Genomic DNA, 25,680 nt, shown 5'->3' on the forward strand with positions numbered 1-25,680 from the left:
TGCGCGCAATTCCGGGGCGACGGACGTATCGCCGATCCGATCGCCGACGCTCACCGCGAACCCTTTAGGAACGGACTGTGAACGGCCTCGCATGACAGCAGAGAGGCCGTCGTCCGGCGGCTGGTTCGCCGACGTCGACCCGGACGATCCGGACGCAGCCGTCGAGGCGATCAGGGACGGTCGAGCCGACCAACCCGATCGGTGGCCCGCGCTCGCCGTCGAATCTGGGATCGTCGCCGACGAGGACGCCTACTACGACTGGCTGTCCGAGTCGACGATCGAGGCGACGCGTCGCGCCGTCGACGAGCGCGAGCGCGCGGGCGATACCCAACTCACCCACGCCGTTCGGGCGATGGACGACTGCCGACGCACGGCGAACGAGCTGGCCGAGCGACTCGCCGAGTGGGCGGGGACGGTCGACCCGGACGCTGGAGCTGGCGTCGGATACGCCCGCAAGATCGTCGCCGACGAAACCGACGTTTCCGACCGCTCGATCCGATCGCTGGCCGAGCGCGTCGTCGACCTCGACGACGAGGCCGACGCGCTCGAAACGACGATCGAACGAACCGCGCCCGCGGTCGCGCCGAACCTGTCCGCGCTGGCCGGACCCGTCCTCGCCGCGCGACTCGTCTCGCTGGCCGGCGGCCTGGAATCGCTCGCGAAGAAACCCAGCGGAACCGTCCAGGTGCTCGGCGCCGAGGACGCCCTCTTCGCGCACCTCCGGGGCCGGGCGACCTCACCGAAACACGGCGTCATCTACACCCACGAGGCGGTACGCGGTACTGATCCCGCCGAACGGGGCTCCGCTGCCCGCGCGCTCGCCGGCAAGCTCTCGATCGCCGCCCGGATCGACCACTACAGCGGCGACCGCCGTCCCGAGCTGGAAGCGGAACTCGCCGAACGAATCGAGACGATCCAGGCGCGTACCGACGCGACCGACGACGGAGCAGGTGCCGCCGAATCATCCAGCCAGGGTGAGACCGATGGATGAGCTACCTGTCGGGGTCGAACGCCGATCGATCGACGGTCGCGACTGGCTCGCGACCGAGGGCGAGCCGGTCGGCGACGAACCGACCGACGGCTCGTGGCGAGCGTGGGATCCCGACCGGTCGAAACTCGCCGCGATGCTCGAACTCGGGTTCGACACCGGGTTCTCGGGCGGTGAATCCGACCGGGTGCTCTATCTCGGCGCGGCCAGCGGCACGACGGTGAGCCACGTCGCCGACGTCGCTGGGCCGACGTACGCGATCGAGTTCGCCCCGCGACCCGCCCGCGACCTGCTCGACGTCGCCGAGAGCAGACCGCGGCTCTTCCCCATCCTCGCGGACGCCCGCAAACCGGCGACGTACGCCCACGTCGTCGAGTCCGACCTCGACCTGCTCGTCCAGGACGTCGCGACCCGGGGCCAGGCGCGCGTCGCCGTCGAGAACCGTCGGTTTCTCGCGGACGACGGCAGGCTCCTCCTGTCGGTGAAAGCCCGCAGCGAGGACGTCACCGCGGATCCGGAGTCCGTGTTCGACGACGTCCTCGACGAACTGGCGAGCGCCTACGACGTGCTCGAAACCGGCCGGCTCGACGAGTACCACACGGATCACCTGGGCGTCGTGGCGACGCGGAAGTGAGCGCCACGGCGATACGACGACGGTCTAATCGCACGTTCGTCGAATCCAGATTTCCTGTCGAGAGCGTTCGTGGCGAGTCGGAGCTTTCCCACCGATCCGTCAGGCGTCCGGCCACCGCTCGATGTAGACCGTTTCGTCGGTGTAGAACCGGACCACGTCCTCGGCCTGGGCGTGGAGGTCGCCGAAGAACGAGTCGTTTCGGCCGCCGAAGTGGAAGAAGGCCATCGGCGCCGCCGTCCCCGCGTTGACCGCGAGGTTTCCCGGTTCGCCCTCGCGTCGGAACTGCTGGGCTTCCGCCCCGCTCCCGGTAAAGAGGCTCGCGGCGTTGCCGAACCGGCTTCCGTTCATGACCTCGATCCCTTCCTCGACGTCGGAAACGGGCATTACTCCGAGAACCGGGCCGAAGATCTCCTCCCTCGCGATCACCATGTCGGCGGTGACGTCTCTGAAGATACACGGCCCAAGGAAGTTGCCGTCCGCGTAGCCGTCCACGGTGACGTCGCGCCCGTCGAGGACGAGTTCGGCGCCCTCCTGAACGCCGGTTTCGACGTAGTTGCGGACCCGCTGTTCGTGCTCTCCGGTGATGAGCGGGCCGATGTCGGTCCCCGGTTCGAGACCGGAGCCGACGGTCTGGGCCGAGGCGACGTCGACGACGCGCTCGACGAACTCCTCGTAGACGCTCGATTCGACGCAGACGACGTCGTTCGCGAGACAGCGTTCGCCGCTGCAGGCCATCGCCGAGGAGACCGTCTTCTCGGCCGCGAAGTCGAGATCCGCCGTCTCCGAGACGATCACGTGGTTCTTCGCGCCGCCCTGGGCCTGGACGCGCTTGCCGTTGGCGGCGGCGCGCTCGTAGATCGTCTTCGCGACCGGGGTGCTCCCAACGAAGGAGATCCCCTCGATTCCGTCGTGGTCGAGCATCGCGTCGACGGTGTCGACGCTCCCGTTGACCAGCTGGACGACGCCGTCCGGGAAGCCCGCCTCGTCGATCAGTTCGAACAGTGTCGCGGCGGTGAGCGGATCTCGCTCGCTCGGTTTGAGGATGAAGGCGTTGCCGGAGGCGACCGCGTAGGGCAGGAACCACAGCGGAATCATGCCCGGGAAGTTAAACGGCGTGACCGCCGCGAAGACCCCGAGCGGCTTTCGCACGGCGGTTTCGTCGATCCCCGGGGCCGCGTGCTCGACGTGACCCGCCTGCATGAGCGACGGCATGCCGCAGGCCACTTCGACGTTCTCGATTCCCCGCCGGAGTTCACCCCGCGCCTCGTCCATCGTCTTGCCGTGCTCGCGGACGAGCGTGCGAGCGATTTCGTCGATCCGATCCTCGAGCAGTCCCTTGAGTTCGAACAGCGGCTGGATGCGGTCTTCGATCGGCCGGCGGCGCCACGACTCGAACGCCTCCCGGCCGTTTCGGACCGCCTCGTCGACGTCGTCCGCCGTCGCGAACTCGACGGCTGCCAGCGTCTCGCCGGTCGCGGGATCGACGACGTCCATCCCGTCGCCGCCGGCGCCGTCCGTCCACTCGCCGTCGACGTAGTGGGTGACGGTGTCGCCGGCGATCGTTTCGTGGTCTGTCACGTGTACGCAGGACACAGCGTGGCTCAATAACGATTCTGGATGGACGCCGTTCCGGCCGCGATAAATTGAAGTGCGACGGCGCCGAGACTGCCGAGTCCAAACCCTATATAGGGACCCACCGGCAATGTACCGCCAATGGATCGTGGGTCGGCTTCGGCGTTCGATCGGCAGGGGACGCTCGGTATCGAAGAGGAGTTCTACGTCGTCGACGAGTCGGGCCACCCGACGGCCGGGTCGGACGAACTGGTGTACGAATCGACGCCCCCCGACCTCCTCGAGGGCCGGCTCGATCACGAGCTGTTCAAGTGCGTCGTCGAGACGCAGACGCCGCTGATCGACCGTCCCGGGCGCGCGAGCGACGTCCTGCGCGACGTCCGCGAGGCGCTCGTCTCGTACGCTCGGGAGCACGGGTTCGGGATCGCCGGCGCCGGCCTGCACCCGCTGGCGCGCTGGCGCGAACTCGAACACGCCGAGAAACCCCGGTATCGGTCACAGCTCGATCGCATCCAGTATCCACAGCACCGAAACACGACGGCGGGGCTGCACGTCCACGTCGGCGTCGACGACGCCGACAAAGCGATCTGGATCGCGAACGAGCTTCGCTGGTACGTCCCGGTGATGCTCGCGCTGTCGGCGAACTCGCCGTTCTGGAACGGGTTCGACACCGGCCTCGCCTCCGCGCGAGCGAAGATCTTCGAGGGGCTGCCCAACACCGGGATGCCCACCGCCTTCGACGATTTTGCGGCCTTCGACCGGTTCGAACGCCGAATGGTCGAGAGTGGTGCGATCGACGACCGCGGCGAGCTCTGGTACGACGTGCGACCCCACACGGGCCACGGCAGCGTCGAGATTCGGGCGCCGGACGGCCAGGCGGACCCGGTCGTCGTCGACGCGTTCGTCGAGTACACCGAGGCCCTCGTCACCGACCTGGCCGAGCGCTACGATGACGGCGAATCCGCGACGGCTGGCGACCTCCGTCGGGAACTGCTCGACGAGAACAAGTGGCGCGCGATCCGCCACGGCCACGAGGCCTCGTTCATCGATCGATCCGGCGAGGGGACGGTCGACCTCGGCGAGATCGTCCGCCGGGAGTCCGATCGATTCGGGATCGACGGCATCCGGTCGGTGTACGAACGAGAGAGTGGCGCGGCGCGTCAGCGCCGACTCCTCGACGATGCGGGGCCCGACGCGCTCTGTGACGCGTTGCGACTCGAGTGACCGCCGACGGTTCGCCCCTGCGACGGACGCGACCTGACGGGCGACCGGTTCGAACCAAACCGCAACTGCTGACCGCCCGGACGAACCCCACGACGTCCACCCGCGTGATTTCGGTGGCGGACCAGGTCCGTGGTCGATCCACCGTGGTCGGCTCGGCGACGACTCTCCACTCCTTCACGCCGCTTCCCACGGGCTGGGGATGACTCGGACCATTCAAATGCGCCGGCGGCCAACCCCGAACCATACCCGTGTCGTCTTCCACCGCTCACCAGTCGTTGCGACGGGTTCGGTCTCGGATCAGCGTCCCACACCTGCTCGCGACCACGCTCGTGCTCGTCACCGGAACCATCCTCCTGGGCGTCGCGACGCGTGCCGCCGGTGCCGGCCTGGCCTGTGACGCCAACTGGCCGCTCTGCGACGGCGGCCTGCTGAACCTGTTCCCGGCTGGATTCCCGAGCTTCTTCGAGTGGTTCCACCGCCTCGTCGCGGGCGTCGCCGGGTTCTTCATCGTCGGCTCGGCGCTCCTGGCCTGGATCGGCCGGTATCCCCGACGAATCGCCTGGGCGGCGATCCTCGGGATGGTCCTGACGCCGATCCAGGTGCTACTCGGCCGGGAGACGGTCCTCAGTTACGACATGACGGTCCTCAACCTTCACTTCTGGACGGCGATCGTCATCTTCGTCTGTTTCGCCGTCGCGACGATCTACAGCTGGCTCGATCGGCTCGACGCCCGACTGCTCCCGATATCGCTCGTTCTCGCCGCCATACTCGTTCCCGTCCAGATCGTCTTCAGTCCGATCGTCATCGAGTCCTACACGCCCGTGATGCACACCGTCCGCGACGCCGTCTCGCTGGGCCTCGTCTTCGCCAGCCTGCTGGCCGGCATCCTCGGGGTGGCGCGGCTCTCGGGCGCGCGGGCACGAGCCCTCTCGCTGGCGCCCGTCCTGGCACTGCTGGTCGTCTACCTGAGCCGAGAGACGGTGATGGCGTTCGATCCCCGGATCGATCTCCTCTACCTGCTTACCTCCGTCGGCGTTTCACTCCTCCTCGCAGCAGCCGTCTTCGACGCGCGGTCGGTGATTGCGAAGCCGGATAGCTGACCGACACTTTCCGTTCCCTCCCGGCGGTGGTCGCCGTTCCGGCGGTACGGATTCGACGAGCGCCGACGCTGTCGGGGCCACGGTCGTCGCGAACTCGAGAAGGTGATCGGTACAGAGGACCCCGGAGGAGCCAACCATCCTGCGAGCCGCGACCCGCGGTATCCGCGGCTTGTGTCGCACCGAACCCGGCGACCGCGCACTGTGTCGTCTCGTACCCACCAGGAGAGCTTTCCGTCGGAAACAGCCAAATTCAGACGGGAGAGATGCTGAAAACGTCTTTTACTGTTATAACGTTTATCGTAAAATCTAAAGTAGTGGCGGGAGAAGATACGATCATGCGTACACTGGACGAAACGGACCTCGCAATCCTCAGCCTCCTCCTCGAGGATGCCCGCCGCCCTTACAACGACATCGCAGAACAGGTCGACGTCTCCGCTCCGACGGTCTCCGATCGAATCAACCGACTGACGGAACTCGACGTCATCGAACGCTTCACGATCGATCTCGATCGATCCAGTTTCACCGACGGTGTCGAACTGCTCATCGACATCGAACTGTGTGCGACGCCGGTCGACTCGCTGACCGAACGACTGGTCGCCGTCGACGGGATCGAACACGTCTTTACGACGACGGACGCCCGCGTCCTCGCGGTCGGCTCGCTCCGCAGCGAACGCGTCGGCCCCGCCCTCCTCGAAGCGCTCGACGCGGAACAGATCGAGAGCTACCGCGTCCACCTCCTCCAGGATCGCGCCTGGGATCCGGCCATCTCGGAGGGCGCGCTCACGCTCAAGTGCGAGATGTGCGCCGACGACGTCACGGAGGACGGGCTCTCCGTTCGAATCGACGGCGACCTCCATCACTTCTGCGACGAATCCTGTCGGGACCGGTTCGAAGAGCGTCAGCTGGCGACGCCGTCCTGAGTCGCCGTCGATCGCGACGATTTTGTTCGCCGAGTACCTGCATCCGCTGTGCAATCCGTTTTAGACCGAACGAGTAACCCGTTCGGGATGCGTCCGCCGTTCGACGAAAGCGACGATGGCGACCTCCCGGCCGTTCCGGGATACGGCGACCCGAGCGGCGATTTCCACGTGATCGGGGACCATCCCGGGATCCACGGCGGCACCGGAACCGGCGTTCCCTTCACCGAAACCGGCGCGGGCCGCGCCGTCGGACGACTGCTTCGATCCGTGGACCTGCTCGGCGGACCGGCCGACCGACCCACCGTGAACGACTGCTTTCTGAGCTACATCCACATGGTCACGCCGCCACGGAACGAGTCGCCGGCACCGGCGAACTACGACCGGTTAGAACGGTTCTTCGACGCCGAACTCCGCGCGGTCAACGCCCACGTCCTGCTCCCCGTCGGCGAGCGAGCGATCGATCGCGTGCTTCGCTCATACACCACCCGCCGCGACCGCCTGCCGAGCGATCCGGCAGCCCGCCACGCGACCGAGGTGCGCGGTCGCGGCTTTCTGGTCGTTCCGCTCTCGGATCCGGCCGCGTGGGACGACGCGGCCTTCGAGCAGGCCGTCGACCGACTCGAGGCGATCCTCGGTCGCGACTACCGCCAGACGAAAGGGGTCGCGACGCGGGTCGGCTGATCAGACACCGAATCGCCGTCTCACGGCGAAGCGGATCGGAAGCCCGAGGGCGCCGATGACCGGGAGGACGACGATCGCGAGCAGTTCCATCGGGAGCGACGTCGACCCGACCCAGCCGGCCAGCAGCGCGCCGATCGGCGTCGCGACGGCGAGCAGGTACGCGTACGACGGCGACCAGCCGGGAATGTGGTGCGAGCGATGGATCACGACGCCGTACAGGAGGGGGAGCAAGAGCGCACCGGCGAGCAGCGGGCCGCCGACGAGCAGCGCCGAGCCCCCCAGCGAGAGGGCCAGCGCGATCGTCTCGTTGATCGACACCGGTCCGAAGAGAGTTTCGCGGACGACGACGCGAACGGCGAGCAACGCGAAGACGACGAGCGCGTTCGCGCCGGCGATGACGGCGTACCACGTGCCGGTCTCGACCGGGGGTGACAGAACCGCGGCCGAATTGACGGTCGCAAAGCCCGAGACCAGCGCACTCGACTGGGCCGTCACCGCATCCTGTAGCGCGGCGAGGTCGCCGCCGGCGCTCGTAATCGACTCGAACAGCCCGCGAAAGACGTCGAGATTGCTTCGCGTGTACTGTGCGAGACCGACCAGGTAGACGATCGTCGCGAGCCAGAGCAGCGGCAGGGCGAAGTTCTGCGAGCGCCACCACTGGACGAGCGCGCTCGACCGGAGGCGAGCCCCGAGGCCGCCGGGTGCGCCCGCGGTGCGCTCGGCACGGGACCCGGGGGCAACGCCGCCGCTGGTCCCGGAGCCGGTCGAACCGGCGACGGTCGATCGAGTGCGGGCCGAGCCGCGCCCCGTCGACGACCCGCTCTTCGACGTCGAGACGGAGCTCCAGGAGTCGGTCGCCGTGCTGACGCCCGAGTGATCGTCGCTGATGCGGGGTTCGCGATCGTCACCGTCGCGCTCGGCGCGATCGTCGTCCGTCATCCACTTCTCCGGCGACGGCAATCCGGACGTGCGTTTGGCGACGTAATCGGTGTGGCCCAGCCGATCGTACGCCCGGCGCTCGACCGGGTCGCCGAGTACGTCGTAGGCCGTCTTGAGCGCAGTGAACTGGGCCTGTGCGCGCTCGTCGTCGTTCAGATCCGGGTGGTAGATGCGGACCTGTTCGCGGAACGCGGCCTTGATCTCGTCCTGGCTGGCGTCGGGCGATACGTCGAGAAGATCGTAGAAGTCCTCGGTCATGGTAGGCGATCGATTCGTGGGCGTTCTTCGTCAGGCACTCTAGTTGGGGGGCGTATAATTCTGCTGTTCGGAGTGGACGGTCGCTTGACACTCCGGACGGTACCCGAAAGAGCGTTTCGGCCGACGGACCGGACGGTCTCAGTCGCGACCGGCGAACTGCGAGAGGGTCGCCTGGCCGGTGAATCCGGGCGGCGGTCCGGACCCGTCGGTCGTCCCGGCGGCGGTCGAGTCGGTCGTCTCGACGATCGGATCGTCGGCGGTCGGGTCGGCGCAATCGGTCCCGCCGGTCCCGTTCGCCGAGCCCTCGCCATCCGTCCGGTCCGACGGGACGAACGCCTCGAGCGACGGCGTCTCCGCCGGCTCCGACGGTCGGTTCGTCGACCGGCCGACGGCTGCCGGGTCGGTGGCCGAATCGACGGGTTCCGGGTCTGACGCCGGGTCGACCGATTCCGGGCCGCTGGCCGTCTCGACGGTCACACCGTTCGATCCGCCGGGCGAACCGGCCGCCGCCCAGTCGGTGAGGGGCACGGAACGATCCTCGTCCCCGGTTCGATCGTCGGATCCGGCCGTATCGCCGGTCTGCTCGCCGTAGTCCGTCAGGGTGTTCACCGTCGCCTGCCGCTCGTCGCTCGAACGGGCGTTCGGTCGCCCCGGGGGTTCGGTTCCGTCCGACGGCCCGGAGGCACCGTCGGCAGAGGGAGTTCCCAGATCCGTTGCGTCTTCGTCCGGCGCGTCCCAGCCGCCCAGGTCCGTCTGTTCGTTGCCGGTAAACTCGAGGTTGGCCAGGCGGACGCCGAGTTTGCGGACGCGCTCCTCTTCGAACTCCTCGAAGAGGTCGAGGGCGATCTCGACGACGAGGTCCGGATCGTCGACCGGTCCCGGGAGCGACCGTTCGCGCGTGTTCACGTCGTACGGCGGCGTGACCGCCTTCACGCCGACGGTGCGATAGAGGGCGCCTTCGCGGGTCGCCCGATCCGCGACGGATTCGGCGAGCGGGACGAGCAGGTCGCGCTTTCGCTCCCAGTCGGTGACGGGGTCGCCGACGGCCGACTCGCGCGAGAAGCTCTTGGGCAGTCCGCGCGGGGTGACCCGCCGGTCGTCCTCGCCGCGCGCGTACTCGTAGAACTCGCGGCCGCGCTCCCCGAACGCCTCGATCAGGTCGTCGACGTCCGCCGCCGCGACGTCGCCGGCCGTTTCGAGGCCCATCTCGCGAAGCTCCCGGGCGGTCACCGGGCCGACGCCGTGGATTTCGGAGACGTCGAGCGGTGCGAGGAACGTCCGGACCTCGGCCGGTTCGACGACGGTGAGACCGTCGGGCTTGTCGAAGTCGCTGGCGATCTTGGCGGCGCTCATCGTCGGCGCGACGCCGATGCTCACCGGAATGCCGACCTCGCGGCGGATGCGCTGTTTGACGTGCCTGGCGAAGCCCGCCACGACCGACCAGTCGGTCCGCTCGGTGACGTCCAGGTACGCTTCGTCGATACTCACCTCCCTCACCACGTCGGCCGAATCGTGGAGGATTTCGCGGACGTCCTCGCTCACAGATTCGTAGTACGACATGTCGACCGGCCGGTAGTAGCCCGTCCCCTCGGTCGATTCGCCGGCCGCTTCGGCCGCTGCCCGTCGCGGGAGCGCCTCGAGGGCCTGCGAGATGGCCATCGCGCTCTCGACCCCGTACTCTCGGGCCTCGTAGCTCGCCGTCGCGACGGCGCCGACGTCCTCGCCGGCTTCGTAGCCCATCCCGACGACGAGAGGCTCGCCACGGAGCTCCGGATCGCGAAGGCGTTCGCAGGCGGCGTAGAAACAGTCCGCGTCGACGTGCAGGACGATCGGATCCACCGCTTCCGGGTCGGGGTCGACGCCCGGCAACTGCGGATCCGTACCCATTGTCGATCGATTGGTATCGACGACCGAAAACGTTGTGTCCGGCGATCGGTCAGGTCGAGTTTGGAAACCCGTGCATCTGGCCGTGATACCCACACTTTTGACGATCCGAACGCGACGGACGTGCAATGGAGTACGACCTGGATCGATTCACCTCTCGCCGATCGACCGTCAGGGCGAACCGCGGACTCGTCGCGACGAGCCAACCGCTCGCCGCCGAGGCCGGGATCGAAATCCTTCGAGACGGCGGCAACGCGTTCGACGCCGCGGTCGCGACGGCCGCCGCGCTCAACGTCGTCGAACCGACGTCCACGGGCCTCGGGGGGGACGTCTTCGCGCTGTACCGAACCGCCGACGGCGAGGTCGGCGCCATACGATCCTGCGGCGGCGCGCCCGCGGACGCCACGATCGACGCCGTTCGCGACGGGCTCGAGCGGGCCGATCCCGACGAGCGGTCGTCGTACTACCCGGCCAATCGCGGATACGCCGTCGACGCGGCGGCCGATCCCGATTCGCTCGAGATGCCGTTTCTCGGCCCCCACGCCGTCACCGTCCCCGGAACCGCGCGGGGCTGGGAGGCGACGGTTCGGAAACTGGGCCGACTGACGCTCGCGGACGTCCTCCAGCCCGCGATCGAGTACGCGACCGAGGGCTACCCGGTCTCCGAGGTCGTCTCCGCGTACTGGCGATCGGCCGAGTCGCTGTTCACGGACGAGCACGCCCGCGAGGCGTACCTCTTCGACGGCGAGGCGCCCGATCCCGGCCAGACGGTCGCGCTCGATCGGCTCGGCGCCTCCCTCGAGGCGATCGCAGAACGGGGTGCCGATGTCGTCTACGAGGGCGAGATCGCCGAGGCGATCGCCGACGAGGTGCAGTCGAAGGGTGGCCACCTGGCGGTCGAGGACCTCGCGTCGTTCCAACCGGAGTTCCTCGAACCGATCAGCACGACGTACAACGGCGCGGAGGTGTTCGAACTGCCGCCCAACAACCAGGGGTTGATCGCGCTCGAAGCGCTCAACATCGCCGAGGAGATCGGGGCTGGCGAGCACCCCTACGAGTCGGCCGACCGAGTCCACGCCTTCGCGGAGGCGACGAAACTCGCATTCGTCGACGGCCACCACTACGTCACCGACCCCGACTACGAGGAGATTCCGCCGCTCGGGTCGAAGTCCTACGCCCGCGAGCGCGCACGGGAAATCGGCGAGGCGCCGATCGCCGATCCGGCCATCGGCGTCCCGAACGCCAACGCCGAGGACGCGGACACGGTGTTGCTCACCGTCGGCGACGAGGCCGGCAACCTCGTCTCGTTCATCAACTCCCGCTTCGCCGGCTTCGGCAGCGGCCTCGTCGCCGGCGAGACGGGGATCGCCCTGCAGAACCGCGGCGCGTCGTTCTCGCTCGATCCGAACCACCCCAACAGCCTCGAACCGGGCAAGCGCCCGTTCCACACGCTCGTCCCGGCCATGGCGAAGTTCGACGAGGACGACTGGGCCGCGTTCGGCGTCATGGGCGGCTACATGCAACCGCAGGGTCACGTCCAGGTGCTCTCGAACGTGATTGATTACGGGATGGGGCTACAGGAGGCACTCGACGCGCCGCGATGGCGCGTGCGCGAAGACGGCTCGCTGGGCGTCGAGGAACGCCTGCCCAACGCGGCGGCCCTCGCCCGGCGCGGCCACGACGTGCGCGTCCTCCCGCCGGTCCAGTTCGGCGGCGCACAGCTCGTCCGTCGGGCGGACGGATCGCTCGCGGGCGCCTCGGAGCCGCGCAAGGACGGTCAGGCCCAGGGCTACTGAGATAGTCCACGTTCTATTTCGAACCGATACATCTCCGTATCCGCCACGCCTCAGGGCGCGTACTCGTCCTCGGTGAGGCGCACGACCACCGTGTCGGAGACGTCGCGCAGATCGTACTCCGGAATCTCGCCGTCAGTCCGCCGGACGTAGAGCGGTTCGACGAGGCGAGGCGGCCCCTCCCGGGTCGGCGCTGAATCCGCCGTGGCGCCCTGTGATTCGGCTCGGTCGCCGTCGCCGGTCGCCTCCGCCGATCCCGACCCGGACGCGGCTGCCAGGGCCGGGTCCACCCCGGCGGGCGGTTCGTTCGCCGTCGCGCGATCCTCTGCGGTCTCGAGGCCGTAGATCTTGAGATACTCGTCCGTCTCGTCGGGATGGAGTTCGTCGGACCGGATCGCCTGCGCGAGTCGATGCGAGAGCCACTCGCGCTCGCTGACGCTCGGCTCCCGGACCAGGACGCTCTCGACGAACCGTACGACGTACCACTGCAGGTCGTTACACAGCGCCATCGCGGCGCCCAGGCTAACCGTCTCCAGCGCGATCGAGTTCTCGAACGGCTGGCTGAGGTCGTACGTCGAGAGCGCCTCGCGCGAGGTCTCCCGGGAGAGGAGTTCGTAGCGAAGCGTGACGTCCTCGTCGCCGACGAGGCACACCCGGGTCACGACCTCGACTTGGTGCCTCGGACTATTGGCCGTTTCGACTGTCGCCGGGCCGGATACGGCGGCAGTCGAGTGCTCGACGGATCGCCGTCGGCCCATGAGAGCGGGCGGACGGGCCCGGCTACGGGTCGATCAGAGCGAAAGTTGCTCCGCGTTCGCGGCGGCGTCTGCCGCGCGCTCGAAGAGGTCGTCGGGTTCGACCTCGCGCAGGCGCTCGATGCGCCCGTTCGTCTCGACGCGATCGGGGGCGATCCGGTTGCAACCGGCGGGGATCGTCGAATCGTCGAAGGTGTCGATCTCGCGCGCTCGGGCCACGATGTCCTGTTTGTCCCACGAGAGCAGCGGCCGGTGGATCGGCAGCGTCGTCGCGCGCGAGGTAACGGCGAGGTTCCGCGCGGTCTGACTCGACTTCTGGCCGAGCGCTTCGCCGGTGACGATGCCCGCCGCGTCGACGCGCTCCGCGAGGTGCTCGGCCACCCGGTAGAAGAAGCGCCGGAGCGAGAGCATTCGCCCTTCCTCCATCGTCTCGGCCAGCAGTGAAACCGTCTCGCCGCCGGGGACGCGATACACCGCGCGCTCGGCGTCCGGAGCGTAGCGCCACAGGGAGCGTAGCGTTTCGAACGCGCGCGCCTCGTGATCGGGGCCGCCGAAGTCGCCCAGATCCACGTACACCGGGACGATCGGACTCCCGCGTCGCATGATCTCGTAGGCGGCGACGGGCGAGTCGATCCCGCCGCTGACCAGCGCGACCATCGGCGCCTGGGAGCCGTACGGGAGTCCGCCGGGTCCAGACACCGAGTCGACGTAGAGATAGGCCCGCTCGGCCCTGACCTCGACGCCGAAGGTCACGTCGGGATCGTCCAGGTCGACGGCCGGTTCGAACTCGTCGTCGACGGCCCCCCAGATCGCGCTGCCGCCGTCTTCGGCGATCTCGGCGCTGGTGAAGGGCAGGTCTTTCTCGGCCCGTCGGGCGTCGACGGCGAACGTGCCGCCGTCGTAACAGGCCCGGGCCGTCGCTTCGAGGCCGTCGACGATCGCCGCCTTCGTCGGTTCGACGGTCAGGCAGGCGCTGGCCGAGACGACGCCGAAGGCGTCCGTCGCCGCGTCAAGCGCCGCGCCGATGGCCTCGGGGTCGGTGTGAATTCGCGGTCGGTTCCACTCGCGCTCGACCGCGCCCGGGACGTCGCGATCCGCGAGGAGCCCCCCAAGGTGCTCGACGAGGAGCCCCTCCATGTAGCGCTTGACGGAGGTGCTCTTCGTGTTCAGATCACCGTGGCGGACGAGCACGGTGTCGGCTCCCGGCGGGTGCATGGCCTGCCGTAGTGGCGCGACCTATAAGGGGATTCGCATACCCTTCCGTCAGAACGCGGTTCCGTATCGCATCCGGACCGAACCGGTTAGAACGTCGTGAGTTCGCCCTCGATGACGCGGTTCGTCAGCCCGCCGACGCCCGCGAGTTCGCGATCGACGATGGTCCGAATCTCGTCCTCGACGTCGGCCAGCGAGACCGCCTCGTCGGTGATGACGTGGACGTCGGCGACGTGTGGCTCGTCGATCGGGCGGCCGATCTGGCTGAGGAGGCGCACGCGAAGATCGGTGACGCCGTCGACCTCGCCCACGACGGCCCGGGCGATCTCCGTCGAGAGGAGGTTGTAGATCTTGCCGATGTGATTGACGGGGTTCTTGCCGCTCGTCGCCTCCATCGACATCGCGCGGTTGGGCGTGATGAGGCCGTTCGCCCGGTTGCCCCGGCCCACCGAGCCGTCGTCGCCCTGCTCGGCCGAGGTTCCGGTCACGGTCAGGTAGATCGAGCCCGACTCGTACTCGTCGGCGGTGTTGACGTGGACGCGGACCTCGCGGTCGGTGTGCTCGGCCGCGACGTCCGCGACGAAGTCCCGAACGCCGTCCACCGCGTCGACGTATGCGTCCATGTCGGGGACGTGCGCGTCGACCATGGCGGCGGCCACGGTGACGTCGATCACGTCGCCCTCGCGTTTCCCCATGATCTTGACGTCTGCGCCGACTTCCGGGTTCGTTTCGGCGTACTCCTCGAAGAGTCGACGCTCCGCCTCGCGCACGATCCGCTCCGTCTCGGACAGCGGCGCGTGCCCGACGCCGTAGCTCGTGTCGTTGGCCATCGGGACCGGGCCGCCGCCGTCCTCGTCGAAGACGTTCTGGAGGTCCCCGCTCCCCTCGCCCAGCTTGACGTCGACGACGACGTCCTCGCCGAATGTGAGCTGGGGAATCGTCTCCTCGAGGTACTCGCGTGCGGCCCGCAGGGCGATGCGTTCGGTTGGAATCGTCCGGCCCTCGTAGTGCTTGGTCGCCCGGCCGACGATGAGCACGTAGATCGGATCGACGACCTCGCCGCCGCCGAACGCCGGCGCCGCCTCCCCGGCGACCAGCTGGGTCTCGTCCGTGTTGAAGTGCAGGATCGTCCCCACGCGGTCGAGATACTCGCGAGCCAGCGCCTGCGAGACGTGCTCGGCGATGCCGTCGCAGATCGAGTCGGGGTGGCCCAGTCCCTTCCGCTCGACGATCTCGATCTCCTGGGCCTCGATGGCACGCCGCTCGAACGGCTCGATCCGGATGTTCCGATCGGTCATTGACCGCCTATTCCCCGCGGCAGGTTCTATAACTTGCGGAAATGAGATTGTACTGTCTCATTACTCCGACTCGGCGCCGGCCGTTGGGCCGGTTCGTTCGATATTTCGCCAGAGACGACGAAATCGGTGGGTTCCGTCTCGAAGCCTACGCCCCATCTAATTTCAGCCCGAGGTACGACGTTCGGACCTGATCGGCAGGATCGAGTCCGAGCGAATCGAGCACCGCGTAGAGGTCGGCCCTGGTTTCTTCGATGGCTGCTTCCTCGGCCCGCCGTTCGACTTCCACGTACCTGCCGACCCCGTCGACCGTATCGAGCGAGACCGTGACGTCGTCGACGTCGAATCGTTCGCGCTCCTTTCGGACGGTCGCCGCCGCCTCGAATCCGAGCGACTCGAGGATCGTCTCGACGCTGTCGCCGTCCGCGACGACGGTTTCGACCTCCGAGCGCGTTTTCGAACCCGCATCGACGAGCGGGCCCTTGTAGGTGAGTTCGACGATTTCGTCCGCCGGGTGATCCTCGTCGACCGGGTCGTCAGCAGCGGCCACCGCATCGATCGCGCGTTCTCGACGCACGCGCAGCGCCTCGTCGGTCTCGGCGAAGGATCGGTGAGGCGCGTCGAAGTACGTATCAACCTGGACGACGCCGCCGGTCGACGTCGCGTCGAGTTCCGCGAGGCGGTCGCGCACACGGTCGTGATCCGCCGGCACTTTCACTTCGACTTCGTACGCCCCGTCCCCCTCGCCATCTTCCGTTGATCGGCGATCCCGCTCTGCCATAGGTCGGTTTTCACTCGAACCGATAAGAAACGTCGGTTCGCGCGGCGGGCCACGTCGAGCGACCGTCTCCCCCACGCGGTCCGCAGTGGCGAAATACGGCCGGCGTCAAGTTGCCTCGTTGCAACCCGTCGCCGATCCCATCGCAGCTGACGGGTTCTCCCCGCATCTGAGACGGAACGCAATTGGCGTCCACCGCAACCGCCGCGCGGTCGGACGGCGACAAAACGTGTTCCTTAAATGGTGACGGCGGGACGTACCACGTATGACCGAGGAAGAGGAGGCCGACGCGCCGGCCGATGACGCCGAAGCGGAGACCGAGACCGAGACGGAATCCGGCCTGCAGGCCGGGGACTTCGTCGAGATCGACTACACGGCTCGCACCGTCGAAGACGACCAGCTCGTCGACACGACCGACCAGGACGTCGCCGACGAAGAGGGCGTCGAGGCCGACCAGGAGTTCGAACCGCGCACGATCGTCCTCGGCGAGGGCCACCTGTTCGAGACGGTCGAGGAGGAGATCATCGGCGGCGAGGTCGGCGATAGCGCCACCGTGACCGTCCCGGCCGAGGAGGCCTTCGGCACCTACGATCCGGACGCCGTCGAAACCGTCAGCGCGGAGAAGATCGACGAAGACGACCGCTACCCGGGCGCTCAGATCCAGCTCGAAGGACGGACCGGCTACCTCGAGACGATCGTCGGCGGCCGAGCGCGCGTTGACTTCAACCATCCCCTCGCCGGCGAGGACGTCGAGTACGAGTACGAGATCCTCGACGAGGTCGACGACCGCGAACGACAGGCCGCCAGCCTCTTCGAGATGTACCTCGACGTGACGCCCGACCTCTGGATCGAAACCGACGAGGTCGAAGAGGAGGTTCTCGTCGAGCCTGACGAGGACGAGGGTGACGAAGACGAGTCAGACGCCGAACCCGAGTACGAGACCGAAGTCGTCGAGAAGGAGACGCTCTACGTCGAATCCACCCCGCAGCTGACGATGAACCAGCAGTGGATGTTCTCGAAGCAGCAGATCGCCCAGGACGTCATCGAGAAGGTCGGCGTCGACCGCGTCATCGTCCAGGACGTCATCGACGGCGCCGGCGGCATGGGCATGGGCATGCCCGGCATGATGGGCGGCATGGGCGGCGGTGACGGCGGCGACCTCGAGGACGCGCTCGAAGACGCGGACGTCGACGCGGACGAACTCGTCGAGGAACTCGAAGCCGACGTCGAGGAGTGACGGTCGCACGATAGCCTGCCGAAGTGCCAGAGACAGTTTTTGCGGCCCGCGGTGGCTGTAACGACCCGATCACGGTGGGGCACAGCCGGTGACTCCAGCAGTTCGAGCGGGGGACTGCCGCCCTCACACGAACGGAACCGTACGCCGATCAGTACCCATCTGTGCGGAAGCGCCCGCGGCGGAACCGGCCCCTACCGGTGTCGGCTACGGCTGGTTGACATACACGTCCGTGGGCGTCGCGGTGATGTTCCAGCCCAGCCAGTTCTCGCCCATGGGGTCGTTGCCGCTGGTGATCGACGCCTGCGAGGACACCCACTCGTCATCGTAGACCTCGATCTCCCAGGTAGCGTGGGTCGAGCCCCGGAAGAACGGAGTGCTATAGAACTCGCTGATGTGGGCGTCGGTGTGGGTGATGGTGTCGCCGATCAGGCTAACCAGAAAGCTCGTCCCCGCAATGGTCGCGCCGGTATGGGGCCCGGCCAGATAGGCAGCGCCGATACCAAGCAGAGCGGAGGCCGCCGCGGCGAACGTTTGGTTCGGACCGTCGTCGTAGGCGTCGGTCCCGTCCTCTCGGGCCGGCGACATGTAGATGTCCCGGCCGGACATGTGCAGTTGTCCGTGGTTGGTGTCGGCGTTGTCGATGCTGAAATCGAATTGTTGCGCGTTAGCCGCGGCCGGGTGGTCTACGCGACTGTCGGGATCGTCGTCGTAGCCCTCGGCCTCGGTCACTGGCATCGCCTCGCCCCCGGACTCGGTCACCACGTGATCGCTCGCCATCCGGAACGAGTGGTAGCCGGGTTCGTAATCGTTCGTCGTGACGGTGAGGGAAGCACTCGTATGGTGCTCGTAAGTGGTCCCGCCGGCTGTCTCGAAGACGGCGTCGGTCTTTTGATCGTACGTGATGGTCTCGGAATCCGGCCCGTCGTCGGCTTTCGCTACGGGAACCATACTAACAGCTCCGGTCAGCCCGGCAAAACCGGTCTTCAGAGCGTGTCGCCGAGTTGCACTGGGTCTACGTCCCATACCATCACTAATAACTGTTGGAAGTAAATTCTTTTGGTTATACTGTTTCCCAGTGCGTAAAACAGAGCCGATTCGCTACGAGCCGAGTCTCCCGTCACCAAGAACAGTGGCGTTCCGGGCCCAATCCGGGCCTGATAGGACATCGAAAAAGCAAGCAGCCGGCGGAACTGTTGGTATCGAAGGGACGTCGCCGAGATGGGTTTCCGATCGATCAACCCGAGTACCCGACAATGAGTTCGAGAGGAGGGTATATCTCAGTAGTTGTGGCGGGAAAACTAGCTCACTCCCGATACTCACGCCTTCGAGATCGGCGCTGCGTCCGTCGTTGGTGATTTCGACGACGAGACGCGGTGAGCGTACAAGCAACGAATCGATCTACCGAACTCGGCCCCGATCCGCGGAACCGGTCGTCAGCACACCGTCGATCCGTCAGGCGATGTCGCGACTCGTGTCGATGGCGACCTCTTCGGCGAGCTCTAGCTTGATCCGCTCGGTGGGCGCGCCGCCGGCGCGGAACTTCGGGATGGTGAGGTAATTTTCGATCTCGGTCGCGCCGACGGTCGTCTCCAGGTCGAAGACGGCGTCCGCCATGTGCAGCGTCGTCGATCGGTTGGGGGGCGTTCGATCGCTCTCGAGACAGTGCAGGACGGCGATCGAACCCGTTTCGAGCATCTGGGTCTTCAGGTCGCTGAAGAATCGACGGAACCCCTCGACGTCGGTTCGTTCGAGGACGTCCATCGTATCGATGATCAGGTTCGCGCCGTCGGGTAAGGCGCTGATGAGTCGGTGGGCGTCCTCGATCGGGTCCTGGCCCGTGACGTGTCTGATCGTGGGACTGCCGACCGTCGCCGAGGACCGATCGATGCTGTGGCGGACGTCCTCGTCGGAGCGCTCGGTCGAGAGGTAGAGGGTCCCTCTGGCGGCGGTCAGCTGGTACAACAGGAGTTCGGACTGGCTGGCCGGCTCGGCCGTGTAGGCGACGGTACACCCCGGCGGCAACCCGCCGTCGAGTTTCCGATCTAACACGTCGATACCCGTCTGTAGCCGACCAGCCATACGCTCGTCCCATGTTGGGAAGACCGGTCGCATAACTCTTTGCCTTCGAACAGTCATCGGGGAACCGAACGGTCGACGACAATCGGTCGGGCGGCGGGTCGAGTCGGATGGAGAGATTCAAGGGCCGTCCCGTTCGCTACACGGATAGATGCGCCACGGAAATCTCCTCACGAGCAAACAGCTGTCGCGGGCCGACGTGGAGACGGTGCTCGACCGCGCCGCCGCATTCGACGCGGGCGAGGCCGAGCCCGCCGCGTCCCACGCCGAGACGCTCCTCGGGCTCCTGTTTTTCGAACCGAGCACGCGGACGAAGATGAGCTTCGAGACCGCGATCAAGCGCCTGGGCGGCGACGTCGTCGACATGGGATCGATCGAGTCCTCGAGCGTCAAGAAGGGCGAGAGCCTGGCCGACACCGTCCGCGTCATCGCCGGCTACACGGACGCGATCGTCCTGCGCCACCCGAAACAGGGCGCCGCGAAACTGGCCAGCGAGTACGTCGACGTCCCCGTCATCAACGCGGGCGACGGTGCGGGCCACCACCCGACACAGACCTTACTCGACCTCTACACGATCCGCGAGAACGCCGGGCTCGACGACCTCACGATCGGGATCATGGGCGATCTCAAGTACGGTCGGACGGTCCACTCGCTCGCCTACGCGCTCGCGGAGTTCGACACACGCCAGCACTTCATCAGCCCGGAGAGCCTGCAACTGCCCCGAGAGGTCGTCTTCGATCTGCACCAGCAAGGCGCGTCGGTGAAAGAACACGAACACCTCGGGGCGGTCCTGTCGGAACTCGACGTCCTCTACGTCACGCGCATCCAGCGCGAGCGCTTCCCCGACGAGAACGAGTACCAGAAAGTCGCCGGCGAGTACCAGATCTCGGCAGGGACCCTCACCGACGCCCGGGACGATTTGACCGTATTGCATCCGCTCCCGCGGGTCGACGAGATCGCCCCGGACGTGGACGAGACCGACCACGCGGCGTACTTCGAACAGGCGCACAACGGCGTCCCCGTTCGCATGGCGCTGCTCGATCTACTCGCGGGTGATACCGATGCCTGAGGACCACCAGCTGCGCGTCAGCAAGATCAGAAACGGTACCGTCATCGATCACGTCAGAGCCGGGCAGGCGCTCAACGTCCTCGCGATCCTCGGCATCGACGGCGCCGAGGGCGAGAGCGTCTCGATCGGGATGAACGTTCCCTCGGACCGACTCGCGAACAAGGACATCGTCAAGGTCGAGGGTCGCGAACTCAGCCAGGATGAGGTCGACGTCCTCTCGCTGATCGCTCCCGACGCGACGATCAACATCGTCCGGGACTACGAGGTCGTCGAGAAACACCGCGTCGACCGACCGGCGACCGTCGAGGGGATCCTCCAGTGTCCCAACGCGGGCTGTATCACGACCGCCGACGAACCGATCACCTCCCGCTTCGACGTCCTCGACGACGGCGTCCGCTGTGGGTACTGCGAGCGCATCGTCCGCGAGGGGATTCCCGAACTCATCGAACGGTAGGACGGACGACGGACGCGGCGATTCCCCGGCAGTCGACCACTTTCGGCAACCCATCAACCGCACCGAACCCGTCGCGGTCGGTCGATCGTCGGCCGACGCTCGACCGAATCCAGAAGAGATATAGTTCCCCACGTTGAATTATCAATTGCATGTCCAGAACGGTCAAGTTCCTGGTCCTGGTGGCTATCGTCGTCGTCCTCTGGAAGGCCGTCTTCGCGGATAGTACAGAGACGATCGAGTACGAACCCGACGCTTGACATCCTCCCGCGGCTGAAGCCGTGGGCGTTTTCCTCGTTTCACTGTACCGTCGGCTCTTTCGAATCGCTTTACCGGCCGCCGTCCCAACGATCGGCCATGTACGGCGTCGTCACGCGAAACGAACCCGAGGTATCGTGGGCGGAATTCGACCGCTCGTTCTACGAGGTCAAAGACGTCACCGGCCGGTCCGCGGAGCCGCTGTCGAACGCGGTCAACATGGTCTCGTGTTTCGGTGACAACGCCGCCGCCGACGCCGAACCCGCACTCGTCCCGATCGACGACGACGGGAATCGCGCGACGCGCGAGCAGCCCTACTTCGACTGGGACTACATCTGTCCGAGTCGCGAGGCCTACCGCGACGGCTTACTCGACGTCATCGACGACTGCGTCGCGGCCAACGCCGACGTCCGACTCGACGACGTCGGGTTCCCGCGAGCCGAATACTGCCGGTGTGACACTTGCACAGAACGGTTCGAAGCGAGCGACCACGACACGTGGAGCGAGTGGCGCGCGGCGACCATCACGAGCTTCGTCGAGCGGGCGGCCGACCGGATCCCCGGCCGGGTCTACCTGACGCTCTATCCCGATCCCTATCCGGGCCACCTCTACGACCGGTCGGGGCTCGATCTCGACGCGCTCGCCGACCACGTCGACGAGTTCGTCGTCCCGCTGTACGACACCGCCTACGGGACGACCTACTGGCTCGAAACGATCGCCAGCGGGTTCCGGAGCCGACTGGAGACGCCGGTCGGGATCGAACTCTACGCGGTGAACGTCGACGTCGACGCGCTCATCAAGGCCGCTGCCGTGGCCGAGTCGTACGCGGACGGGGTGTACTTCGGTTACGACGCCAGCAACGCTCGCGCCGCGCTCCGACGAATGACGGCGGACGATCGCCACGGCGAAACGTTCGGCGAGCCGAACTGATCGACGGGCCGGTCGCGTTATCGGTCCGTGTCCGAATCGGTAGTCGGCCACTCGTCCTCGTCGTCCGAGTCGGCACCGAAGCGGTCCGAGTCGGAATCGCCGTCGAGACGATCCGAGTCGGCGTCGGAATCCGCGTCTCCCCGGTCGCTATCCGTCACGCGCCGTCCCTCGCCACGGTCGGAATCCGCGTCTGCGTCGGCATCGATGGAGCCCCGGTCGCCGGCCGTGCCGCCGCCACCCCGACGCTCGCTGGCGCCGGCCCGATCGCGACCCTCACCGGAGTCGAGGCGCTCCTCGCCGACGTCGTCGAGTCCCTCGTCGGGCGTGCGACCAGTGCGGCCCGTTCGCTCGCCACCCGGCGGCTCGCCACCGCCGACCATGTCTTCGCGTCCAGGCTCCGCCGTCTCGGACACGTCCGTGTCGCGCTCTCGATCACCGAGCTCCCCACTGCGATCGCTGCGTTCGGCGGCCCGATCCCCGGCGCCCTCGACAGCCCGCCGGCCGGTCCCGGATCCGGAGCCGATCTCGGTGCCGACGTCGCGCGAATCCGCCGATCGGACGTCGTCCGAGTCGCCGCTCAACCCCTCCTCAGCCCGCGGTTCGTCGTGAACCGACTCGGTCGTCCCGGGTTCGTCGCGATCGCGGTCGAGCGTTCCCGATTCGTCACCCCGGTCGGTCCCGACTCCGTCGTCGATTCCTGTCTCGCTACCGCCGGAACTCGTCCCACCGCCGGCGGTCGAGGAGCCTCCCTCCCGAAGGTCGCCCGCGAGACGAATCTCGTCGGCCGTGACCCGGTCGATCGACGCCTCCTGCAAGGGGTAGGTATCCTCACCGGTGTCCTCCCAGCCGAGCGCTGCTTTGATGCTATCCGTGATCCCGGCATCGGGTTTCACGCGGATCGTATCGTGTTCGACGGCCGTGACCATCCCCACCTCGTCCCCGTTGGCGTTCACGACGGTCTTGCCCACGTCGTCGTCACTGAATGATGCGCACATGACACCGCTACTGTCGGGGGAATCCGGTATGGTCGTGGTGCTTGCACATCCGCGGCGAGAACCTAACTGTGCCCTCGATTCGAGCAACGAAGGGTTACTTCGCCCGATAGACGACGGTGCGATCACCTTCGTTCACCGCGAGAACGGAGTTCTCGCGAGCGTTCGTTCGCTCTGCTCACGAACCCCACGCAGAAGCGGGCCGGGCGCGATTTGAACCGAAACCAGACGGTCCTGCTCGCCTCACTTCGTTCGGCTACGCGGGCTGCGACTGGTAGGGCTCAAATCGCTGGTGGCCGCTTCGCTCGTCACGTCCGTTTTCCGTGAGACGTTCGTCTCACGACGTTCCGTTCGCTTGCGCTCACGGAACCCTCGCAGAAGCGGGCCGGGCGCGATTTGAACACACGGTCGGACGTGATCACTCCGTTGCGCGCGCCCTCTCTGCGTTCAAATCACGCCGGATCCAACACGCGTCGCTCGCGGATTGCTCGCGACGCGAAGACGGGCCGGGCGCGATTTGAACACGCGACCGTCTGATTAAGAGTCAGACGCTCTGCCTAACTGAGCTACCGGCCCTGTATCGTCGATTTTTCGCCGGCCGTTGAAATACATTTCCTTTGCCATCGCCGCAGCCGTGCCCACCGCGTCGACGATCATTGTCAGCGCGTATCAATCTTCGGGAGGGTTAAGTGGGGGGACGCCGACGGATCGGTCAATGAGTGTGGGGGCTACCATCTCGTCTGCTTCGGAGTACGCTATTCTCGGGTGCGGAAGCGTGGGGTACGCCGTCGCGGAGGAGTTGGTCGAGCAGGGCAAGGACGTCCGGATCGTCGACCGCGACGAGAACCGGGTGGAATCGCTTCGCGATCAGGACATGGACGCACGCGTCGCCGACATCTCGAGCTCGGCGGTCGTCGAACACGTCGAGGACTGCGACGTGGTGTTGATCCTGGCTTCGGACGTCGAGGCGAATGTCGCCGCCGTCGAACACGTTCGATCCGCCGGCACAGGTTCGTTCGTCATCGCGCGTGCGAGCGACCCCGTTTCAGGCGACGAACTCTCCGATCGAGGCGCCGACGTCGTCATCAACCCGTCGGCGGTGATCGCCGACTCGGCGCTCCGCGCGCTCGAATCCGGCGAACTCGCACACAACGCCGAAACGCTGGCGCGGATCATCGAGGGGACCGAGGACCGCCTCGCGATCGTCACGAAGGACAACCCGGACCCCGATTCGATCGCCAGCGCTGCGGCCATGCAGGCCATCGCCGAGCACCTGGGGGTCGAGTCCGATATCGTCTACCTCGGCGACATCGGTCACCAGGAGAACCGGGCGTTCGTCAACCTGCTCGGAATCGAACTCACCCTCTGGGAGGACCCGGAGGGGACCGACGCATACGACACCCTCATCTTCGTCGATCACACCAGCTCGCCCGCGCTCGATCGGCCGGCCGACGCCATCATCGATCACCGGGAGACGGACCTCGAGGCGGATCCGGAGTTCCTCGACGTCAGACCCAGCATGTCCTCGACGTCGACCATCATGACGAAGTACATCCAGGAGTTCGACCTCAACGTCTCAGAGGAGGTCGCGACGGCGCTGCTCTACGGCATCCGGGCCGAGACGCTCGACTTCAAACGCGACACCACGCCAGCGGACCTGACCGCGGCCGCCTACCTCTATCCGTTCGCCAATCACGACACGCTCGAACAGGTCGAGTCGCCCTCCATGTCGCCCGAGACGCTCGACGTCCTCGCGGAGGCCATCGCCAACCGCGACGTGCAGGGCAGCCACCTCGTCTCGAACGCCGGCTTCATCCGGGATCGCGAGGCGCTCACCCAGGCGGCGAACCACCTGCTCAACCTCGAGGGCGTGACCACGACGGCCGTCTTCGGCATCGCCGACGAGACCATCTTCCTCGCCGCGCGCTCGAAGGACATCCGAATGAACATCGGGCGCGTGCTGGACGACGCCTACGGCGAGATCGGCGAGGTGGCCGGCCACTCGACCCAGTCGACGGCGGAGATTCCGCTCGGCATCTTCACCGGCATCCAGATCTCCGACGACACGCGCGAGACGCTGCTCGAACTGACCGAAGAAGCCGTGACCCGGACCCTCTTCGACGCGATGGGCGTCGAGGGAAGTAGCGAGAGTTCGAACGGCAACTGAGGACAACCAGCACCCGACAGAACGGGGACTGACGGACGGGAAACCCGAACCGAGCGATTCAGGCCACGACCTCTTCTTCCTCGTCGGGTTCGCGAACCCGCTCGACGACGTCGGCGACGAGGATGACGTCGCCGACCGCGCGGACCCACCGATAGGGGACGATGATGCCGAGGCCCTGCCGCGATTCCTCCTCGAACAGTTCGCCGCTCAGCGTCCCGACGGCCAATCCCGTCACCGTCTGGGTGTCGAGGTCGAGTTTGAGGTCCTCGACCTCGCCGACGTAGACGCCGTTGTTCGTATATACCTCCCGACCCACGAGCGCCGTAATCTCCTGCGGTGTCTCGTCCATGGGCGAACATTACGGGGCGGACTCTTAAGCGTTAGTCAGACGGCGCCGGGTGAGCGCAGTCGCGACCGAGACTCGAACACCACTTGCGGAACCGCCGGATCACCGCGGCGGTTCCGAG

General features: G+C 67.0%; 23 protein-coding genes and 1 tRNA gene. 12 read left to right on the forward strand and 12 right to left on the reverse strand.

Annotated features, from left to right (window positions below):
• Positions 1–91: 91 nt before the first annotated feature.
• Positions 92–991 (forward strand): NOP5/NOP56 family protein, encoded by a 900-nt coding sequence (locus MXA07_RS11175; protein WP_247728678.1) that lies wholly within the window; start codon positions 92–94, stop codon positions 989–991.
• Positions 984–1,622: a fibrillarin-like rRNA/tRNA 2'-O-methyltransferase gene (locus MXA07_RS11180; protein WP_247728679.1), complete on the forward strand. Its 639-nt coding sequence runs from the start codon at positions 984–986 to the stop codon at positions 1,620–1,622. The genes MXA07_RS11175 and MXA07_RS11180 overlap by 8 nt, the downstream gene beginning before the upstream one ends.
• Before the next feature lie 99 nt (positions 1,623–1,721).
• Here MXA07_RS11180 and MXA07_RS11185 read toward each other — a convergent pair whose 3' ends face one another.
• Entirely contained in the window at positions 1,722–3,200 is a 1,479-nt protein-coding gene (locus tag MXA07_RS11185; protein WP_247728680.1) for a CoA-acylating methylmalonate-semialdehyde dehydrogenase, read from the reverse strand.
• A 135-nt stretch (positions 3,201–3,335) separates the two neighbouring features.
• Here MXA07_RS11185 and MXA07_RS11190 point away from each other — a divergent pair, with 135 nt between their 5' ends.
• From MXA07_RS11190 to MXA07_RS11205, 4 genes are all read left to right on the forward strand, one after another.
• Positions 3,336–4,418, forward strand: a complete 1,083-nt coding sequence (locus MXA07_RS11190; RefSeq protein ID WP_247728681.1) for a glutamate--cysteine ligase — start codon at positions 3,336–3,338, stop codon at positions 4,416–4,418.
• Between the two features lie 248 nt (positions 4,419–4,666).
• Positions 4,667–5,518, forward strand: a complete 852-nt coding sequence (locus MXA07_RS11195) for a COX15/CtaA family protein (RefSeq protein WP_247728682.1) — start codon at positions 4,667–4,669, stop codon at positions 5,516–5,518.
• 335 nt (positions 5,519–5,853) lie between these two features.
• Complete coding sequence (locus tag MXA07_RS11200) at positions 5,854–6,438, forward strand: AsnC family transcriptional regulator (RefSeq protein WP_247728683.1); 585 nt, start codon at positions 5,854–5,856, stop codon at positions 6,436–6,438.
• 48 nt (positions 6,439–6,486) lie between these two features.
• On the forward strand, positions 6,487–7,119 hold the full coding sequence (locus MXA07_RS11205; RefSeq protein WP_247728684.1) for a uracil-DNA glycosylase family protein: 633 nt from the start codon (positions 6,487–6,489) through the stop codon (positions 7,117–7,119).
• On the opposite strand, the gene MXA07_RS11210 is transcribed toward MXA07_RS11205, so the two are convergent.
• A complete protein-coding gene (locus MXA07_RS11210; protein ID WP_247728685.1) occupies positions 7,120–8,316 on the reverse strand; it encodes a J domain-containing protein in 1,197 nt (398 codons plus the stop codon). It abuts the gene before it with no gap.
• A gap of 138 nt (positions 8,317–8,454) precedes the next feature.
• Positions 8,455–10,203, reverse strand: a complete 1,749-nt coding sequence (gene dinB, locus MXA07_RS11215) for a DNA polymerase IV (protein ID WP_247728686.1) — start codon at positions 10,201–10,203, stop codon at positions 8,455–8,457.
• 125 nt (positions 10,204–10,328) lie between these two features.
• Here dinB and MXA07_RS11220 point away from each other — a divergent pair, with 125 nt between their 5' ends.
• A complete protein-coding gene (locus tag MXA07_RS11220) occupies positions 10,329–11,996 on the forward strand; it encodes a gamma-glutamyltransferase family protein (RefSeq protein WP_247728687.1) in 1,668 nt (555 codons plus the stop codon).
• Between the two features lie 50 nt (positions 11,997–12,046).
• On the opposite strand, the gene MXA07_RS11225 is transcribed toward MXA07_RS11220, so the two are convergent.
• The 4 genes from MXA07_RS11225 to cyaB all read right to left on the reverse strand — a co-directional run bounded on the left by MXA07_RS11225 (position 12,047) and on the right by cyaB (position 16,036).
• Positions 12,047–12,655: a DUF5804 family protein gene (locus tag MXA07_RS11225; protein ID WP_247728688.1), complete on the reverse strand. Its 609-nt coding sequence runs from the start codon at positions 12,653–12,655 to the stop codon at positions 12,047–12,049.
• 129 nt (positions 12,656–12,784) lie between these two features.
• Positions 12,785–13,963 carry a tRNA sulfurtransferase gene (locus MXA07_RS11230; protein ID WP_247728689.1) on the reverse strand — a complete coding sequence of 393 codons (1,179 nt, stop codon included), beginning with the start codon at positions 13,961–13,963 and terminating at the stop codon, positions 12,785–12,787.
• An 86-nt stretch (positions 13,964–14,049) separates the two neighbouring features.
• The gene (locus MXA07_RS11235; RefSeq protein WP_247728690.1) at positions 14,050–15,258 is read right to left on the reverse strand and encodes a methionine adenosyltransferase; all 1,209 of its coding nucleotides are present in this window, start codon (positions 15,256–15,258) and stop codon (positions 14,050–14,052) included.
• A gap of 145 nt (positions 15,259–15,403) precedes the next feature.
• Entirely contained in the window at positions 15,404–16,036 is a 633-nt protein-coding gene (gene cyaB / locus MXA07_RS11240) for a class IV adenylate cyclase (protein ID WP_247728691.1), read from the reverse strand.
• Between the two features lie 262 nt (positions 16,037–16,298).
• On the opposite strand from cyaB, the gene MXA07_RS11245 reads away from it, so the two are divergent.
• On the forward strand, positions 16,299–17,270 hold the full coding sequence (locus tag MXA07_RS11245) for an FKBP-type peptidyl-prolyl cis-trans isomerase (protein WP_247728692.1): 972 nt from the start codon (positions 16,299–16,301) through the stop codon (positions 17,268–17,270).
• A 204-nt stretch (positions 17,271–17,474) separates the two neighbouring features.
• On the opposite strand, the gene MXA07_RS11250 is transcribed toward MXA07_RS11245, so the two are convergent.
• Both MXA07_RS11250 and MXA07_RS11255 read right to left on the reverse strand, forming a co-directional pair.
• Positions 17,475–18,218, reverse strand: coding sequence for a hypothetical protein (locus tag MXA07_RS11250; RefSeq protein ID WP_247728693.1), 744 nt, complete (start codon positions 18,216–18,218; stop codon positions 17,475–17,477).
• 504 nt (positions 18,219–18,722) lie between these two features.
• Positions 18,723–19,349 carry an RAD55 family ATPase gene (locus MXA07_RS11255; RefSeq protein ID WP_247728694.1) on the reverse strand — a complete coding sequence of 209 codons (627 nt, stop codon included), beginning with the start codon at positions 19,347–19,349 and terminating at the stop codon, positions 18,723–18,725.
• A 148-nt stretch (positions 19,350–19,497) separates the two neighbouring features.
• On the opposite strand from MXA07_RS11255, the gene pyrB reads away from it, so the two are divergent.
• From pyrB to MXA07_RS11270, 3 genes are all read left to right on the forward strand, one after another.
• On the forward strand, positions 19,498–20,415 hold the full coding sequence (gene pyrB, locus MXA07_RS11260) for an aspartate carbamoyltransferase (RefSeq protein WP_247728695.1): 918 nt from the start codon (positions 19,498–19,500) through the stop codon (positions 20,413–20,415).
• Positions 20,408–20,869 carry an aspartate carbamoyltransferase regulatory subunit gene (gene pyrI, locus MXA07_RS11265; protein ID WP_247728696.1) on the forward strand — a complete coding sequence of 154 codons (462 nt, stop codon included), beginning with the start codon at positions 20,408–20,410 and terminating at the stop codon, positions 20,867–20,869. Before pyrB ends, pyrI begins: the two co-directional genes overlap by 8 nt.
• Positions 20,870–21,223: 354 nt before the next feature.
• The gene (locus MXA07_RS11270; protein ID WP_247728697.1) at positions 21,224–22,054 is read left to right on the forward strand and encodes a hypothetical protein; all 831 of its coding nucleotides are present in this window, start codon (positions 21,224–21,226) and stop codon (positions 22,052–22,054) included.
• Positions 22,055–22,071: 17 nt separating this feature from the next.
• Here MXA07_RS11270 and MXA07_RS11275 read toward each other — a convergent pair whose 3' ends face one another.
• Together MXA07_RS11275 and MXA07_RS11280 are read right to left on the reverse strand one after the other, a co-directional pair.
• Complete coding sequence (locus MXA07_RS11275; RefSeq protein WP_247728698.1) at positions 22,072–23,049, reverse strand: hypothetical protein; 978 nt, start codon at positions 23,047–23,049, stop codon at positions 22,072–22,074.
• A gap of 499 nt (positions 23,050–23,548) precedes the next feature.
• A tRNA-Lys gene (locus MXA07_RS11280) sits at positions 23,549–23,622 on the reverse strand.
• Positions 23,623–23,761: 139 nt separating this feature from the next.
• On the opposite strand from MXA07_RS11280, the gene MXA07_RS11285 reads away from it, so the two are divergent.
• Positions 23,762–25,213 (forward strand): DHH family phosphoesterase, encoded by a 1,452-nt coding sequence (locus MXA07_RS11285; protein ID WP_247728699.1) that lies wholly within the window; start codon positions 23,762–23,764, stop codon positions 25,211–25,213.
• 58 nt (positions 25,214–25,271) lie between these two features.
• Here the strand turns inward: MXA07_RS11285 and MXA07_RS11290 are convergent, their stop codons facing one another.
• Positions 25,272–25,562 (reverse strand): PRC-barrel domain-containing protein, encoded by a 291-nt coding sequence (locus MXA07_RS11290; RefSeq protein ID WP_247728700.1) that lies wholly within the window; start codon positions 25,560–25,562, stop codon positions 25,272–25,274.
• Positions 25,563–25,680: the final 118 nt, after the last annotated feature.

The organism is Halovivax limisalsi (assembly GCF_023093535.1).
GTDB classification, from domain to species: Archaea; Halobacteriota; Halobacteria; order Halobacteriales; family Natrialbaceae; genus Halovivax; species Halovivax limisalsi.

Coding starts and splice junctions, on each gene's coding strand:
- MXA07_RS11175 (WP_247728678.1), top strand. CDS start 92: ATGACAGCAGAGAGGCCGTCGTCCGGCGGCTGGTTCGCCGACGTCGAC.
- MXA07_RS11180 (WP_247728679.1), top strand. CDS start 984: ATGGATGAGCTACCTGTCGGGGTCGAACGCCGATCGATCGACGGTCGC.
- MXA07_RS11190 (WP_247728681.1), top strand. CDS start 3,336: ATGGATCGTGGGTCGGCTTCGGCGTTCGATCGGCAGGGGACGCTCGGT.
- MXA07_RS11200 (WP_247728683.1), top strand. CDS start 5,854: ATGCGTACACTGGACGAAACGGACCTCGCAATCCTCAGCCTCCTCCTC.
- MXA07_RS11210 (WP_247728685.1), bottom strand. CDS start 8,316: ATGACCGAGGACTTCTACGATCTTCTCGACGTATCGCCCGACGCCAGC.
- dinB (WP_247728686.1), bottom strand. CDS start 10,203: ATGGGTACGGATCCGCAGTTGCCGGGCGTCGACCCCGACCCGGAAGCG.
- MXA07_RS11220 (WP_247728687.1), top strand. CDS start 10,329: ATGGAGTACGACCTGGATCGATTCACCTCTCGCCGATCGACCGTCAGG.
- MXA07_RS11230 (WP_247728689.1), bottom strand. CDS start 13,963: ATGCACCCGCCGGGAGCCGACACCGTGCTCGTCCGCCACGGTGATCTG.
- MXA07_RS11235 (WP_247728690.1), bottom strand. CDS start 15,258: ATGACCGATCGGAACATCCGGATCGAGCCGTTCGAGCGGCGTGCCATC.
- cyaB (WP_247728691.1), bottom strand. CDS start 16,036: ATGGCAGAGCGGGATCGCCGATCAACGGAAGATGGCGAGGGGGACGGG.
- MXA07_RS11245 (WP_247728692.1), top strand. CDS start 16,299: ATGACCGAGGAAGAGGAGGCCGACGCGCCGGCCGATGACGCCGAAGCG.
- MXA07_RS11250 (WP_247728693.1), bottom strand. CDS start 18,218: ATGGTTCCCGTAGCGAAAGCCGACGACGGGCCGGATTCCGAGACCATC.
- MXA07_RS11255 (WP_247728694.1), bottom strand. CDS start 19,349: ATGGCTGGTCGGCTACAGACGGGTATCGACGTGTTAGATCGGAAACTC.
- pyrB (WP_247728695.1), top strand. CDS start 19,498: ATGCGCCACGGAAATCTCCTCACGAGCAAACAGCTGTCGCGGGCCGAC.
- pyrI (WP_247728696.1), top strand. CDS start 20,408: ATGCCTGAGGACCACCAGCTGCGCGTCAGCAAGATCAGAAACGGTACC.
- MXA07_RS11270 (WP_247728697.1), top strand. CDS start 21,224: ATGTACGGCGTCGTCACGCGAAACGAACCCGAGGTATCGTGGGCGGAA.
- MXA07_RS11275 (WP_247728698.1), bottom strand. CDS start 23,049: ATGTGCGCATCATTCAGTGACGACGACGTGGGCAAGACCGTCGTGAAC.
- MXA07_RS11285 (WP_247728699.1), top strand. CDS start 23,762: ATGAGTGTGGGGGCTACCATCTCGTCTGCTTCGGAGTACGCTATTCTC.
- MXA07_RS11290 (WP_247728700.1), bottom strand. CDS start 25,562: ATGGACGAGACACCGCAGGAGATTACGGCGCTCGTGGGTCGGGAGGTA.